Source organism: Halomonas sp. McD50-4, assembly GCF_022348135.1.
GTDB lineage: Bacteria > Pseudomonadota > Gammaproteobacteria > Pseudomonadales > Halomonadaceae > Vreelandella > Vreelandella piezotolerans.
Window position 1 is genome coordinate 1 of the sequence record NZ_JAKRFG010000016.1, and the last position, 15,622, is coordinate 15,622.

Here is a 15,622-nt window from a genome sequence, read left to right on the forward strand (position 1 = left end):
CGCTGTTGTTGAGCACCGCGTCGATGCGGTTGACCAGGGTGTCCTGGCCGCCCACGAAGGCGTCATCGGCGGCGGTCACGGTGGTGCTGCCGCTGAGCTGTCCGGCGGCGATGGTGACGGTGCTGCCATCGGCCAGGCGGAACTCGAGGCCGTTGTGGCCCGTGAGGTCGGCGCCTTGCGGGCCGGTTAGGGTGACGGTGTAGGTGACGGTGCCGCCTTCGGCCACGCTGGAGGCGTCGGCACTCAGGGTGGCGGTGACGGTGTCATTATCGTCGACGACGCTGACTGTTGTAGTGGCGTCACTGTCTAGAGCTTCGTAGTTGCCGCCTTCGGCGCTCTCGATGCTCAGGTTCAGCGTGTCGGTGCCTTGCTGGTAAACATCGTCAGCACGGCTCTCGAAGGTCACGCTGCCGGTGGTCTCGCCCACGTCGATGGTGATCTGTTGGCCGTTGCTGAGCGTAATGACCAACGGGCTGCCTTGCGGGGCGTTATTAACACTCGCGCTGACGGTGATCGGCTCGCCTTCGGTGACGGCGCTCGGGGCGCTCAGCGTGATGGTGGTAGCGTCGGCGTCATCGTTGATGGTGACCGCGGCGGTGGCGTCACTGTCGAGAGCTTCGTAGTTACCGCCTTCGGCGCTCTCGATGCTCAGGTTCAGCGTGTCGGTGCCTTGCTGGTAAACATCGTCAGCACGACTCTCGAAGGTCACGCTGCCGGTGGTCTCGCCCACGGCGATGGTGATCTGTTGGCCGTTGCTGAGCGTAATGACCAGCGGGCTGCCTTGCGGGGCGTTATTAACACTCGCGCTGACGGTGATCGGCTCGCCTTCGGTGACGGTTTCCGGAACGGTCAATGTAATGGTGGTGATGTCATTATCATCGCTAACAATCACATTGGCTTCAGAGGTGGTATCGATAGTGTCATATCCGCCTCCCGTGGCCGTATCAATGCCAATCGCAATTGATCCATCACCCTGCAAGTAGGCATCATCTGGACGGCTATCGAACGTAACGCTGCCGGTAGTCTCACCAATGGCAATAGTGATCTGCTGCCCGTTGCTGAGCGTAATCACTAGCGGGCTGCCTTGTGGTGCAACACTGACAGTGGCAGTTATCGTAATCTGCTGACCTTCTGTCACCTGCTGAGGAGCCGTCAAAATAATCTCAACGTCAGCACCGGGCTCTGGAGCAGGGGTGGGAACAGTCACATCCTCCCCATCGTCAGCCGCAACGGCACCACCATCAAACTCAACGAACTCGGCGCCTTCTAAGCCGCCTTCTGTACTAAAGCTAAGGGGGTCGGTCTCTTCGGCGATACGGGCAACACGTACGAAGCTGTTGCCACCACCGCCGCCACCGCCGGCACCCGCACCTGCGGCTGTCGCGTCTAGGATATCGAGCAGGTCACCATCTTCGTCATCGAGCGCGGCGAGGAGTGCTTCTAGATCGTCATCTTGCGCACTGGCATCGGTGGCAACGATCAAGTCGCTGACGAGATCGGATGTGACGGCGACTTCTTGGCCACCTTCGACGACGTTAGCGCCCGTGCCGTCAGCAAAGTCGAGTTCGACACGGCCGTCGGCAGAGGTAATGAGCGTTTCACCTTCCTGAAGGACATCCCCGATACGCAATTCGCGTAGGTTGCCGTCTTCGTCACGCGCCCATGCTTGACCTGTAATCGCGATAACCGTTGCCGTCGCCATGTGTCACTCCTCACTCGTTGTAGGTTGCCGCCCGCTAGTACGTTGGGACTAGATAGATCGGTGGCATATACAGCGAGATTAGGAGGGTATGGAACAAAAAAGTATTGTACCGATGGACAAAAAAACGAGGCCCTTAAGGCCTCGTGGTAGTAAACGTATATATAGGAGATTGTCACGTTTCGGCAGTCGAGCTACATATCTGCCTGCTCTGCTACTGGCGCTAATTTGAGGATCAATTGCAACCGATCACGCACCTCCAACTTCTTGAAAATAGCACTCAAATGCGCTTTCACCGTTCGCTCGGTGATATCCAACTGGCGGGCCGCTTCCTTGTTGGTAGCACCACGCGCAACCGCGAGTGCAACACCGCGCTCTCGCTCGGTCAGCAGCCCTAAGTAATCGCTATGCTGGTAGCGGTCATGATCAACACGCTGCTGAAGAGCTTTGAACGTACCGCCAAGTACTTTAGCCAGTAACTCTTGCCCTACCCAGACTCCCTGGTTCGTAACGACCAGCGCCACTTGGTTGAGCACATCGGCGGCGGCCAGGGTGTGCACATAGCCTCTTGCGCCCAGATCCAGTGCACTCAGCGCCTCTCGGTCATCAGGGGTGTAGCTAAGCACCACGACAATGGCACCCTGTTCGACTAATTTAGGCAGTAGTGAGGGCCAGCTCTCGACGGTCGTCGAGAGCCAAGCGAGATCGTTGGGTGATATCTGATGCTCGTAGGTGGCTGGCGTCGAAGCTCCTACATTTTGGAACGCTTTTTTCCACCGCGCCTTTAAACTGCCATCTGTTGTGATAAACCAGTGTTTCATCAGCGCTCCCCCATGGAATCTCGCCACGCCCTTAAAACAGGTTTCAGCATAAACTGCATCACCGTTCGCTTACCGGTGACGATATCGACCTGCGCCGTCATGCCCGGTATTACCTGCAGCCGGTCGGCTACGTTTTCATTCTCTAAGCTGCGCACTCGCACCAGATAAAACGTGTTGCCGTCATCATCGGTGATGGTATCGGCACTGATGTGCTCAAGCTCTGCCTGTAGACCGCCGTAGATGGCATAGTCGTAGGCGGTGAGCTTGATGGTGGCTGGCTGGCCTGGGTGAAGGAAGGCGATGTCTTGAGGCGCAATCCGTGCTTCCACGAGCAGTTGATCATCGGTAGGCACGATTTCCACCACTTCCTGGCCAGGCTGGGCAACACCGCCAATGGTATTGATGTGAATACGCTGCACGATGCCATCCACCGGCGAGCGAATTTCCGTCAGCCGCACTCTATCCTGCAGCCCCGTACCCGACTGCTGTAGTGCGTTGAGCTCGCCCAGCGCTTGCGCGAGGTCATTACGCCACTCGCTTCGACGCTCGGCATCCAGCTCTCGCAGCTGCGTTTGCGCCTCCTCGACGGCTGCCTGCAGGCGGGCAACCGCTGCATCGGCCTGACTCCTCTCACCAGATGCTCGTGAAACTTCCCGCTGTAAACGCAGCACCTCGACTTCAGAAACCGCTCCCGAGGCCAGCAGTGGCCGCGTCAGGTTCAGCTCCTGGCTGGCCATGCTAGCCTCACGCGCAGCGGTATCCCGTCGTGACTCTGCCTCACGCAACTCCTGCTCGCGCTGGCGAACGCGATCTTCTAACACGTTCTTTTGCTCGCCAGCTCTTCGCGTCGGCTCTCGTATACCTCACGCTCTTGCATGACGATGTTGGGCACTTCCTGGCGTAGCTCTTCGGAGGGCTCGAAAGCCGTACCGGTCGCCAGCGCACGCAGACGTTCAGCGCGGGCTTCCAAAGCGAATCGCTGGGCGCGATTTTCACGAAAATCCGAGACGAACCGGGTCGGGTCGATCTGCATCAGCACCTCACCGGCGCTCACCATCTGCCCTTCCCGCACCATGATCTGTTCGATCACCCCGCCGTCAAAGGACTGGATACGCTGAAGTTGGCTGGCAGGAATCACCCGTCCAGACCCGCGGGTCACTTCATCAATAGCGGCAAAGTAAGACCATATCAGCAGCGCCACGATCGCCAACAGAACCGTATAAAGAAACAGCCGCGCCCGAATGGGCTCTTGCTGCATTCGCGCCCAGTCGGTGTCGCTCGCCCAGTCACGATTGAGGTGCGCGGAGGTCACTCGTTTGGCAAACAGGCGATCCATAAAGGGTCGAAACGGTTTTTGGCCCTTTTCAGAGAAGCGCCCAATCGCTTCAAAGCCTTTTTGTTCGGATGTCGAGGAGGATTTACGCGCCATTACGAAGCCCTCCCGATTTGGCCTTTGCGCAGCGCTTCCACCACGGTATCCCGCGGACCGTCGGCGACGACTTTACCTGCATCCATGACGATAATACGATCCACCAGAGAGAGTAGCGAGGTACGATGCGTTACGACGAGAATGGTTTTGCCTGCTGCGACGTTTTTTAGATTGGCTTTGAACGTCTCTTCACTGGCGTTATCCATAGAGCTGGTAGGCTCGTCCAGTAATAAGATGGGCGGGTCTTGAACCAACGCGCGGGCAATGGCAACCGACTGTTTCTGCCCACCCGATAGCGCTTGGCCGCGCTCGCCTACCTGCAGATCGACGCCATGAGGATGGCTGTTGACCAAGCTTTCCAGCCCCGCTAGCTCGATGGCCCGCAGCAGCGCATCGTCATCCACTCGGTCACTACCACCCCCTGCCACGATATTGTCACGCAGCGAGCCTGAAAATAGGCTGACATCCTGAGGCACATAGCCTATGTGGCGGCGTAGTTGTAACGGGTCGAGCTGACGAATATCGACATTATCGACCAGCACCGCCCCGGCGGTGGGCTGATAAAAACCTAGCACGAGTTTATTGAGCGACGATTTTCCACAGCCAATGCGCCCCAGGAGCGCCACTTTTTCGCCCGCTTTGACCGTAACAGAAACATCCTTCAAGGCGTCACGCTCTTCATTGGGATAGCGTAACGTCACTTTTTCAAGGCGAATATTGCCTGCAAAGCTGGGCTTTTCTACGTACGCCTTGCCTTCGTGCCGCTCTACCTTTTTATTCATGACCGCATTCAATGACTCTAGTGCGGTGGAGGATTGATGATACTGAGCCAGCAGTGCAGCGGCTTGACTGATAGGCGCCATGGCTCGCGAAGAGAGCATATAGGCAGCGATCAGGCCACCCTGAGTCAGATTCCCCTGGATGATTTGATACACCCCGACGATGATGACGCAAACGGCCACACTATGCTGTGCCCACTGAGCGACGTTAGAGACCGACGTGCTGACCATTTTCAATTGCGCGCCGGTCTTGGATAGAAAGGCCGACGCTTTTTCCCAATGACGCTGGATGCGACTTTCGGCCCGTAACGCTTTGACGTTTTCCAACTGGGAGATGGACTCGACCAAGAGCGAGTTACGCTGCGCGCCGACCTCCCAGGTCGTTTGCGAAAGTTCGTGGAGCTTTCCTTGAGCCGCCAAGGCGTAGAGCAATACGAATACGATCCCAACCAGTACAGGGAGCACGAGCCAGGGGTTGATCAGCGCAATAATGGCGGCAAACATCAGCACGAACGGTAAGTCCACGATGCCTAGGATGGTTGCAGAACCGATAAAGGCACGCACTGATTCGAACGACTGAAGCGTGGAGGTGAAGGACCCCGTCGAGGCGGGCCGCTCTTCCAAACGCAGCCCCAGTGATTTGGCCATGATACTTGATGAGAGCTTGACGTCTGCCCGGCTGGCGGCCAAGTCGACAAAGCTGCTTCGCATTAGCCTTAGGGCCAAGTCGAAGCAGAGAACGATAAAAATACCGACGGCGAGCACCCAAAGCGTTTCTGTTGCTTGGTTAGGCACGACACGATCGTAAACATTGAGAACGAATAGGGGCATGGCGATGGCGAATACGTTAATCGCCACCGACCCCAGAACGATATCGCGGTAAAGCCGACGATTTTCACGAATAACGCCCCAAAACCAGTGCTGGTCACGGCGTTTTTTAACGCCCGGCTCGGATGCGTTATCAGCTAAAAACTTTGGGCGAACGTAAATAGCCTCGCCACTATAACCCGCGTAAAGCTCGTCGAGAGAAATGTCGACGTCCGACTCTGAGAGTTCGGGAAAAATGACGCGGGCTCTTTTCTGCTTAAGATCCAGCCCCAACAAGACACAGGCTCGGCCGGGTTCGAGCAGAAGAATCACCGGGAATAGCGCTGGATTCAGTCCAGACAGCCGACTTTTAGTAATTCTAGCCGTCAAACCCGCCCGTGAGGCAGCTCGCCCAAACACCGAGGGCGTCAATTTGCCCTGTTCCAACGGCAGGCCTGCCCGAAGTGCTTCCGATGACACTTCATGTTGATGAAAAGAAGCGATTACCTTGAGGCACTCAAGCAGCTCATCACGCCCCTCTAGTTCATTGGGGCTGATTTCATCCGATCGCGAATGGGGAGCCTCCGCCCTACTCAGGTTTGGTTGTGTCACAAAGACCTCATTACCCTAAAACGCATTAAGCGACTCGTATTACACACCCAATGGGTAGTGCTTGCCTGCCGCCCTGCGCGGCAGGCTCAGAGGATGGCTAGTTACTCATAGACGCTGGATGCTCTAACCATTGGTGACAAAGGCATCACCATACCCCATTCGTTGTAGCGTTTGCTGTAGCGCCTGAGCATCACTGAACGAGGCCACCGGCCCCAGTTGAACGCGATAATTTCCCGCCGACGCATACACCCGTGACTGGCTTGTTAGCTGCTCTCCTAACTCAACGCTTAACTGTTGAGCGCGCTCAGCGGCACTTAGCGAGGCGACTTGAATATAGAGACTGCTCTCGATGGCCTCAGGCTCAACCGCTGCGTTGGCGTACACAGGCGCATCGATTGGCATCACGACTGGCTCACTCGGCTCGTTGTAGGCGGTGGTGAGCGTGTCGCTGGACAACGACGAAGCGGAAATGCCACGGGTGAAATCTTCCAGAGTGAAGCCACGCGGGCCATCGGTAGCGCAGGCCATCTCAGGGTCTTGCGCTAAATCTTCGTAGCCCAACTCTGCCAAGGTTGGAATGTCTTCACGGACCACTTCCAACGTTTGCATGAGCTGCCCCATGGCGGCCAGCGTCCGCGCCTGGGCCAGTGTCAGGTCGAATTCCGCATTGGCATAGGCACGGCTGGCCTCGAAGTACTCATTCTCACTGTCCAGCACGTCCAAAAGGGTGCGCTGGCCAATATCGAACTGCTGCTGATAAGCGCCACGCACGCGATCGATGGATTGGCGGTGGTCGTTGAGATAGCGCAACTGCTCATTAAGACGCTGCGTATCGTTGTAGGCGATTTGTGTCGTCTGACGGACATTGGTACACGCCACTTCACGCTGATTGACGGCCTGCTCGATGCGCGTCGTGGCAGCTTCGAACGCGGCACTATCAGAACCACCGCGATAGAGGTTCATGCTTGCCACGAGCTGAATGCTGTGCTCATCGCTGCGACCAGCGATCGAGTCGTCTTGGTTATTGGTACCGGTACGGCCTTGAATATCCAGGCGTGGCATGAAGGCGGCACGAGCGGCATTTTGCTCAGCACGCTGAACGGCAATGTTCTCAATGGCCGCATGGAAATCGGGATTGCCCTCAAAGGCCATTCGCACTGCTTCGCTGACATCGCTGGGCAGCTCGTCAGCCAGCGAGGGTGCAGGCGACATATTTTGCGGTGGTAGCTCACCGACGATCCGCTGGTAACGTGCCGTCACATCATGCAGGTTCGAAGCTTCGGTCATCAAATTGGATTCGGCCAGCGCCAAACGACCGCTGATTTGCTCCAGATCCACTCCACGCCCAGCACCAGACAGTGCACGCTCTTCGATCTGCGAGAAAACACGCTGGTGTTCGCGATAGTTATCTTGCGCCAAGCGGACCATTTCTCGGAATCGCAAGACATCTAGATAGGTTTCAAACGCTTCCAGCGCTACCGTTTCGCTGGCCCCCAGCAACTCGAAGTAAGCGATGAGGCGCGTACGATCCAAGCGCTCTACTTCGCTGCGTGTCGCAAAGCCATCGAATACCATTTGCGTCAGAGTGAGCTCGGCAAAGTCACTGCTGTAACTGCCACGTCCATCGTTTTGCTGGTCTTGGCGCCCCACCCCGGCCGTCACGTCGATCGACGGCAGGTAGTTACCCTGAGCCACGCGCACATCACTTCCCGCCGCGCTAAAATTGTTCCAAGCTGCATTGACCTGCGGGTTACTCACGATCGTTTGCTGAATTGTGGTATTGAGATCGGTCATACCAGGCGCGTACAGCGTAGAAGGCAGCTGCTGGGCAAGCGCCGTCAGCGGTAAACAGGCAAGCGTGGTCAGTGTCCAGGGTCGGACAGCGCGCTGAAGTGAGAGAGGTGTGCGTTTCGTTGTAACGTTGTCTTTCATGGCCAGAGATCCCTAATGAACGTTTTCGCTACCGATGAGCAAGTCGCCTTTCCTTCGTAACAACACACGACACATTGTCACCCCCTGGGCTGCTTACCCCGACTAAACACTGCCAGATCAACATGAAGCTGGCTATCGTCGCTGGTGATATTGTCTTAGTTAAATCACCCTAACGGGATGATATTAGCTTAAATTAATCGTATTAGCGGCAGTGACAAGCTATAAAAACAAAAGTCACAAAAATTTACAATAAGCGGCCAAAAAAACACACTACAGCGCTGGCTCACGCCGTGCTTGGGGAATCTGTTGAATCGCCAACCCGCACAGAATCAGTATTAAACCCACTAGGGTAGACAGCCGCATTGGCTCACCGACGACCAAGAACAGCAGCAAAAGGGAGACAGGCGGCGACAAGAAGATCAGATTAGAGACCTTGGCAGTTCGTGAAACGCTCTGCACGGCCATTTGCCAAAGCACGAACGCAACGCCCATTTCGAAGAGGCCGACATACGCACCAGCCCCAAGCGCAGACCACCCGTGCCACTGCAGGCCAGGGCCAAAAAGTAACAATAGTGTTAAAACAGGTAACCCAACACTGAAATTCTGCCACTGCCCTACCAACGGCTGCCGCGCGTCTTTCGCATTGAGCAGCCAGTAAAGCGCCCATACCAGTGTCGATGCCAACGCGAAAACGACCCCCAGAGGATCTTCGAAAGCAACGTTGAAGACCTCTCCTCGGGTAGCAATGACCCAAACGCCGCTGTAAGCCACCAAACCAGCCCCTACATCCGAGCGGGTGAGACGATGTCCCAGCAGCGGCACTGCCAAAAAAGCCATCGCCAGTGCCCATGTATAGTTGAGCGCCATGGCCTCTTGGCCAGGTAGCCGGTCATAGGCAGCAAATAGCAACAAGTAGTAAGCCACGGGGTTCATTAACCCAGCCCAAAGCGCCGTCCCCCACCCCCAGCGTAGCGCAACGCGCATATGCCCTTGCTTGACGACGATGGCGCCCATTAGCATCCAGGACACCAGAGCGGCCAACCACATGAGTTCAAGCGGGCTCATCCAGGCCAGGGCGACTTTGAATGCCGTCGCCACGGTCGACCAAAGCGCGACGGCGCCCAAGCCATACAGTACTGCCTGCTGATCTTGCGTCATCGGTCGATATGCCCCAGGTCTTGGGCAGGATCGATCTGGTCGCGCACCTGCTGTTTGAGCGTTTTAATGTCGGGAAACCCACCATCTCGCTTACGCTCCCAGAGAAGCGAGTCATCACACCAGATCTCGAAAGTACCGCCGTGAGAGGGTGAGAGCGCGACTTCTGTCAACTGCTCACCAAACGTAGAGAGAAGTTCTTGCGCATACCAAGCGCTGCGTAGCAGCCACTGACACTGTGTGCAGTAGCGAATATGAATGCGGGCCATTGTGCAAATCCTTATCGATCGGTTCCTTTTACTGCGCAGCGGCGCTGACTAACCCCTTTTGCCAGCATTATGTGGCATCCTGAGGGTATTCTGTCATCTTGTATGAGTAAACCTCCAAGGAACCGATGATGGCCCAACCGGATGTTTCACAAACGCAGCTTTATGAGTGGCTTACTGGCGATGACGACAGCCGGATGTGCGACGACATTCCTGACGGCGCTTGTCAGGAACAGCCGCGCAACTTTTTTCTTCACCTGTTGGCATCGCTGGGCAATAAACTCGCCGACGAACTCTCGAGCGCTCGTCTGGTCCTGCCCTGGCTGCTGGGCATCATCGGCGCACCGGTCTGGATGGTGGGGTTACTCGTTCCCATCCGCGAGGCAGGCGCCCTGCTCCCCCAACTGTTCGTCGCCGGCTTCATTCGTTTGAAGCCCCAGCGTAAATGGGTGTGGGTCGCGGGGGCCACTCTTCAGGCCGTGGCCGCCGCCCTGTTAGCACTGCTTGCCTTGATCGGCCACGGAGCACTTGGCGGCGGGCTGGTGCTGGCCGTACTCGTCATGCTGTCATTAGCGCGCGGACTCTCGTCAATTGCTACGAAAGACGTGCTCGGCAAAACCATTGCCAAACGCCGCCGCGGTACGCTGATGGGTTGGAGTGGCAGCATCGCCGGTGCCGCCACGCTCATAGCCGGGGGTGTCTTAGTCCTCTTTGGCGACCGTCCCGGGAATATTGCCTTAGCCATTCTGCTAAGCGTGGCCGCAGCGGGGTGGCTGATCAACTCGCTGTGCGCTGCGCGCATCAAAGAGGTGCCAGGCGCCGTGGAAGGCGGTGAAAACGCCTGGGATAGCATCAAACTCGGCATGTCTCTAATGCGCGAAGACACTACGTTTCTTCACTTCAACGTGGCGCGTGCGCTGCTGCTCTCTAGCGCGCTCGCCCTGCCCTACCTGGCACTGCTGGGGCAGCAGCAAAGTGGCACCGAGCTGGGCGGGCTGGGCATTTTGGTAGTGGTGTCGGGATTGGCCGCGATGGTGGCAAGCCCCATCTGGGGAAAAAGAGCGGACCGCTCCAGCCGTCGGGTCATGCGCGACGCGGCCATCGGCACGGCTATGTGTTGCCTGCTGGCAGCTCTGATCGCCTGGTTGCCAGGCAGTTGGACGCAGAGCGTGCTGCCTTATGCGGGTGTCTACGCTCTATTGGTGGTGGTTCACCACGGCGTGCGCTTGGGGCGCAAAACGTATTTGGTCGACATCGCTAACCAAGACAATAGAGCGCTATACGTTGCGCTTTCCAATACCTTTACTGGTGTGCTAATGCTCATCGTTGGTGGCATGATTGGCGCATTGGCACAGTGGTTAGGCAGCGCTATGCTGCTGGTGATTTTGGCGTTGATAGCCCTCGGCGCCATGCTTAGCGCGCACCGACTCCCCGAAGCGGAGTGATATTGCCGATTGCAAAGCCGATCGACGCTCGCCATGATGGTCAGCAAATCACGGTGGCTAGCTGTTTTTTTGCTATCCTATTTTTGTTTGATGGTGTTAAAGACGGCATCGTCCTGCACTAAAGAGCGCCCCGCGCTGACGCACAGCGCCATGGCGGAGAAAGACGAGAAGCAACAGGAACCCATTGATGAAACGATCTCCCTTGATAAGCCCGGAGTTACTCGAACGCATTGTTGACGCTTCTGAAGATGGCATTGTCGTTGCAGAGCAGGAAGGTGACGAAAACATTCTGATTTACGTGAACAAAGGCTTCGAGCGTTTGACGGGCTACAGTGCAGACGAAATCCTCTATCGCGACTGCCGCTTTCTACAAAACGAAGATCGCGATCAGGATGCGCTCATGTCGATACGTGAGGCACTGCAGGACGGTCGCCCCTCCCGCGAAGTGCTACGTAACTACCGTAAAGATGGCACGATGTTTTGGAACGAACTCTCCATCACCCCGGTATACGATGAAGCCGATAAGCTGATGTACTACATCGGGGTGCAAAAGGACGTAACGGAGCGTGTCGAAGCGCAGCTAGCCCTGGCAGAATTGAAAAAGCAGCAGGAGCACGCAGAGTAACGTCTCACCGTCATCGCACCGACAAGAATAAGTAATACTCAGACGATTAGAGACCGCTCCCACGCCACAATCATGACACATGCGTCAAAAACGCTTGAACTTCCAACCCAGTGGCGCTATATAGCGCCTAGGCGCTTAATGAGCGTTAGGCGCTTTTTACGCATTTTCCTATAGCGTAAGAAGCCGTTGTGATGCCGGTGCGCCGGCTTGGGTTGGAGGGCATACCATGAGCCGTGACCCCTTAAATCGTGACACCTATACCAACGACGGTCTTGACGCAGACGATTTCGACACTGTGGATGCCGTCAACGACGACCACTATGGTAAAAGCAAACCCAGTAAAGCGGATACCCTGCGTGCACGTCGCCAAGTAGAAGCGTGGCTGGAAGAGCGTCGCCTGCAGCGGGCGATCGAAGACGACTGGGACGAAGAAGAGTAATGATGACCCGGAGGGCACCTAGACGTGCCCTTCTTTTTGGGCGCCTCTTGCAACGCGGGTTTACTGGCCTTTAGCCGCGCGGGGCACTATCATCTGTGCACCAAGCCAGCCTCTTGCTGGTCTCGCTTTTACTACAACCTAACGGATTTCCATGGCGCAATACGTATTCACCATGAACCGGGTCGGCAAAGTCGTGCCGCCCAAAAAGCAAATTCTCAAGGATATTTCGCTCTCGTTCTTCCCCGGCGCCAAAATTGGCGTGCTGGGTTTGAACGGTGCCGGTAAATCCACGCTGCTGCGCATTATGGCCGGTGTCGATAAAGAGTTTGAAGGTGAAGCTCGTCCGATGCCCGGTATCAATGTGGGCTATTTGCCCCAGGAGCCGCAGCTAGATGACGAGAAAAACGTCCGTGATACCGTCGAAGAAGCGCTGGGTGCCATCAAAGAAGCACAGGAAAAGCTCGATGCGGTATACGCCGCTTACGCCGAACCTGACGCGGACTTCGATGCCCTTGCCAGCGAGCAAGCACGTCTGGAGAACATCATCGAAGCGGCAGACGCGCATAATATCGAGCGCAAACTAGAAGTGGCCGCCGAAGCCCTACGCCTGCCGCCGTGGGAGGCCAAAGTCGGCAACCTCTCTGGCGGTGAGCGTCGCCGTGTGGCGCTCTGTCGTCTGCTGCTCTCCAGCCCTGACATGCTGTTACTCGACGAGCCCACCAACCACCTGGATGCAGAGTCCGTGGCTTGGCTGGAGCGCTTTTTGCACGACTACAATGGCACCGTCGTGGCAATCACCCACGACCGCTACTTCTTGGACAACGTTGCGGGCTGGATTCTCGAGCTTGACCGTGGGCAGGGCATTCCGTTCGAAGGCAACTACTCCCAGTGGCTGGAGCAGAAAGAGCAGCGCCTGACCCAAGAGGCGAAGCAAGAAGCGTCTCGTCAGAAAGCCATCAAGCAAGAGCTCGAATGGGTGCGCAGCAATGCCAAAGGCCGCCAGGCGAAGAGCAAAGCGCGCCTTAACCGCTTCGAAGAAATGCAGTCTGGCGACTTCCAGAAGCGTAACGAGACCAACGAGATCTACATTCCGCCTGGCCCGCGCCTGGGTGACAAGGTGATCGAGTTCCACAACGTCACCAAGCGTTTCGATGACAAGCTGCTCTACCAAGACCTCTCCTTCACCATCCCCCCTGGCGCCATCGTCGGGATCGTGGGTGGTAACGGCGCGGGTAAATCGACACTGTTCAAGCTGGTCACCGGTAAAGAACAGCCGGATGCCGGTGAGGTGGCGATCGGTGAAACCGTCGACATCGCTTACGTCGAGCAGTTGCGCGATGCGCTAGACGATAAACAGACCGTTTGGGAAGCCGTGTCAGACGGGCAGGACATTCTCAATATCAACGGCTATGAAGTCTCCTCACGCGCCTACGTGGGCCGTTTCAACTTCAAGGGCAACGACCAACAAAAACGTTTGGATGAGCTGTCCGGCGGTGAGCGGGGTCGCCTGCAGCTAGCGCAGACCCTGAAACAGGGGGCTAACGTACTGTTGCTGGATGAGCCCTCGAATGACCTGGACATCGAAACGCTGCGCGCTCTGGAAGAGGCGTTGCTCGCCTTCCCCGGCTGCGCGATGGTGATCTCTCACGACCGTTGGTTCCTGGATCGAATCGCCACGCACATTTTGGCGTTCGAAGGTGATTCCGAAGTGGTGTTCTTCGACGGTAACTACACCGAGTACGAAGAGGACCACAAAAAACGCGTCGGTAACGACACGCCGAAGCGCATGAAGTACAAGCGTATCGACGCCTAACGTCGTGCTCCTCGACGCAAAAAGCCCTGCTCATGCAGGGCTTTTTTATGACGATGGAAACGTGTCTGACGAACGTCTCACCCCGCAGGCCAAGTAAACTCACGACCGCCCAGTAGATGCATATGAATATGGTAGACGGTCTGCCCACCCATCTCATTGCAGTTCATCACCACTCGATAGCCGTCTTCCGCGAAGCCTTGCTGTTTGGCGAGCTGTGCCGCGGTGTGCTGTAAGCGACCTACGAGCGCCACGTCGTCTGCTTCGATATCGTTTAGCGTTGGGATGTGCTTTTTAGGAATGATGAGCTGATGCGTTGGCGCCTGGGGGTTAATATCGTTGAACGCCAGTACGTGCTCATCCTCGAACACGATGTCTGCCGGAATCTCGCGGTTAATGATTTTACAGAATAGGCACTCCATCGCAGCCTCCTTACGTTTGGCGCGTTTATGGTCGGTCGAGCAGCGCCGCCTTAGCGAAAACGGCGCTGCGATAGCAGGTGGCGAACCAGCGGTGCGAGTATCAGCTCCATCGCCAAGGACATACGAGCACCGGGCACCACCAGGGTATGCGGACGGGTCATAAAAGAATCTTGGATCATCGCCAGCAGCCATGGAAAATCCACCGTCGACGGGTCACGAAAACGAATCACCACGAACGACTCGGCATCGGTGGGAATATCCTGCACTTCGAAGGGGTTGGAGGTATCGACCGTGGGCACCCGCTGGAAATTGATGTGAGTACGCGAAAACTGCGGCTGAATATAGCGCACGTAATCATCCATACGCCCCAAAATGGTATCAATGACCGCTTCCTGAGAGTAGCCGCGCAGTTTGGTGTCACGGTCGATCTTTTGAATCCACTCCAGGTTCATCGTCGGTGCCACGCCGACCAGCAAATCGACGTGACGGGCAATATCGTACTCTTGCGTCACCAAGCCGCCATGCAACCCTTCATAAAAGAGCAGATCGGTACCGCAGGGCAGTGACTGCCACTCGGTGAAAGTGCCTACGCGATAACCCGCCTCGATTTTCTGCTTGTCTTCCGCGTGAATGTAGTGCCGAAACGTGCCGGTACCGTGCTCTCCGTACTCGATGAACAGGCCTTCCAAGCGGTCGAGCAGGTTGGCCTCGACGGCAAAATGAGACAGCTCGTCCTTACGCTCCGGCTCTTCGCGGAAAATACGTTTGAGATCATCGCGGGTATAGCGGTGGAAAGCGTCGCCATCCACCATGGCCGCATGCACGTCTTCACGGAGGAACATGCGCTCGAAACTGCGGCGGACGGTCGTGGTCCCCGCCCCTGACGAGCCCGTCACCGCGATGATGGGATATTCTCGCGACATTTATCCCCCCCGGGCATCCGCCAGCGTTTGCTTTAGCGCATCGGGAATCGCCACCGGCCGCCCCACCGCCAGGTCCAGTAGCAGCTTGTTGACTCGCGCGGTCGCTACGACATCGCCTGTATCTGCCTTGATGACCCGCTGATAGATCGTCAACGCTTTGCCCTCGGGCTCGGGCACCGCCGTTTCGATGACCAGCGCGTCAGGAAAGCGCGCCTCCTGTTGATACTGCACGGCGAGATCCACGACCACGCTGGGGTAGCCGTGCATATCCCACTCCGGCAGATCCAAGGCCATAAAGGCCTTCGCCCGCGCTTCATGAAGCAGCGACACCAGGGCATCGTGCCCCAAGTGGCGGCCATAATTCATATCCGTCACCCGCACCGTCAGCGAATGGCGATGAATGACCGCTGCCAAAGGGAAGTCCAGCGAGACACGCTCCATTGCTTTACTCCTTGTCG

Annotated in this window: 13 protein-coding genes and 1 pseudogene; 4 read left to right on the forward strand and 10 right to left on the reverse strand. The window is 56.8% G+C overall.

Features of this window, described 5'->3' with window-relative positions:
* From MHM85_RS16125 to MHM85_RS16155, 7 genes and pseudogenes are all read right to left on the reverse strand, one after another.
* A partial coding sequence (locus MHM85_RS16125) for a retention module-containing protein (protein WP_239286463.1) occupies positions 1-1,702 on the reverse strand: 1,702 nt, incomplete at its 3' end.
* A 191-nt stretch (positions 1,703-1,893) separates the two neighbouring features.
* Positions 1,894-2,520, reverse strand: a complete 627-nt coding sequence (locus MHM85_RS16130) for a response regulator transcription factor (protein WP_044628520.1) — start codon at positions 2,518-2,520, stop codon at positions 1,894-1,896.
* Positions 2,520-3,949: pseudogene (locus tag MHM85_RS16135) on the reverse strand (HlyD family type I secretion periplasmic adaptor subunit). Before MHM85_RS16135 ends, MHM85_RS16130 begins: the two are co-directional and overlap by 1 nt.
* Entirely contained in the window at positions 3,949-6,060 is a 2,112-nt protein-coding gene (locus tag MHM85_RS16140) for a type I secretion system permease/ATPase (protein WP_239286464.1), read from the reverse strand. Before MHM85_RS16140 ends, MHM85_RS16135 begins: the two are co-directional and overlap by 1 nt.
* A gap of 210 nt (positions 6,061-6,270) precedes the next feature.
* On the reverse strand, positions 6,271-8,079 hold the full coding sequence (locus MHM85_RS16145; RefSeq protein ID WP_139526862.1) for a TolC family outer membrane protein: 1,809 nt from the start codon (positions 8,077-8,079) through the stop codon (positions 6,271-6,273).
* A gap of 270 nt (positions 8,080-8,349) precedes the next feature.
* Positions 8,350-9,237 (reverse strand): DMT family transporter, encoded by an 888-nt coding sequence (locus MHM85_RS16150; RefSeq protein ID WP_239286462.1) that lies wholly within the window; start codon positions 9,235-9,237, stop codon positions 8,350-8,352.
* Positions 9,234-9,503, reverse strand: a complete 270-nt coding sequence (locus MHM85_RS16155) for a SelT/SelW/SelH family protein (protein WP_139526857.1) — start codon at positions 9,501-9,503, stop codon at positions 9,234-9,236. The genes MHM85_RS16150 and MHM85_RS16155 overlap by 4 nt, the downstream gene beginning before the upstream one ends.
* A 128-nt stretch (positions 9,504-9,631) precedes the next feature.
* Between MHM85_RS16155 and MHM85_RS16160 the strand changes: the two genes are divergently transcribed.
* The 4 genes from MHM85_RS16160 (at position 9,632) to ettA (ending at position 13,822) form a co-directional block, all read left to right on the forward strand.
* Positions 9,632-10,945, forward strand: a complete 1,314-nt coding sequence (locus tag MHM85_RS16160) for an MFS transporter (protein WP_239286461.1) — start codon at positions 9,632-9,634, stop codon at positions 10,943-10,945.
* Between the two features lie 187 nt (positions 10,946-11,132).
* Complete coding sequence (locus MHM85_RS16165; RefSeq protein WP_139526853.1) at positions 11,133-11,570, forward strand: PAS domain S-box protein; 438 nt, start codon at positions 11,133-11,135, stop codon at positions 11,568-11,570.
* A 226-nt stretch (positions 11,571-11,796) separates the two neighbouring features.
* Positions 11,797-12,009 (forward strand): hypothetical protein, encoded by a 213-nt coding sequence (locus MHM85_RS16170; protein ID WP_139526852.1) that lies wholly within the window; start codon positions 11,797-11,799, stop codon positions 12,007-12,009.
* Between the two features lie 151 nt (positions 12,010-12,160).
* A complete protein-coding gene (gene ettA / locus MHM85_RS16175) occupies positions 12,161-13,822 on the forward strand; it encodes an energy-dependent translational throttle protein EttA (RefSeq protein WP_239286460.1) in 1,662 nt (553 codons plus the stop codon).
* 77 nt (positions 13,823-13,899) lie between these two features.
* On the opposite strand, the gene MHM85_RS16180 is transcribed toward ettA, so the two are convergent.
* The 3 genes from MHM85_RS16180 to MHM85_RS16190 are packed head-to-tail and all read right to left on the reverse strand — an operon-like array spanning position 13,900 to position 15,605.
* Positions 13,900-14,241, reverse strand: coding sequence for a histidine triad nucleotide-binding protein (locus MHM85_RS16180; RefSeq protein WP_139526848.1), 342 nt, complete (start codon positions 14,239-14,241; stop codon positions 13,900-13,902).
* 50 nt (positions 14,242-14,291) lie between these two features.
* Entirely contained in the window at positions 14,292-15,164 is an 873-nt protein-coding gene (locus MHM85_RS16185) for a phosphoribulokinase (RefSeq protein WP_139526845.1), read from the reverse strand.
* Positions 15,165-15,605 carry a thioesterase family protein gene (locus tag MHM85_RS16190; RefSeq protein WP_139526843.1) on the reverse strand — a complete coding sequence of 147 codons (441 nt, stop codon included), beginning with the start codon at positions 15,603-15,605 and terminating at the stop codon, positions 15,165-15,167.
* Between the last annotated feature and the right edge of the window lie 17 nt (positions 15,606-15,622).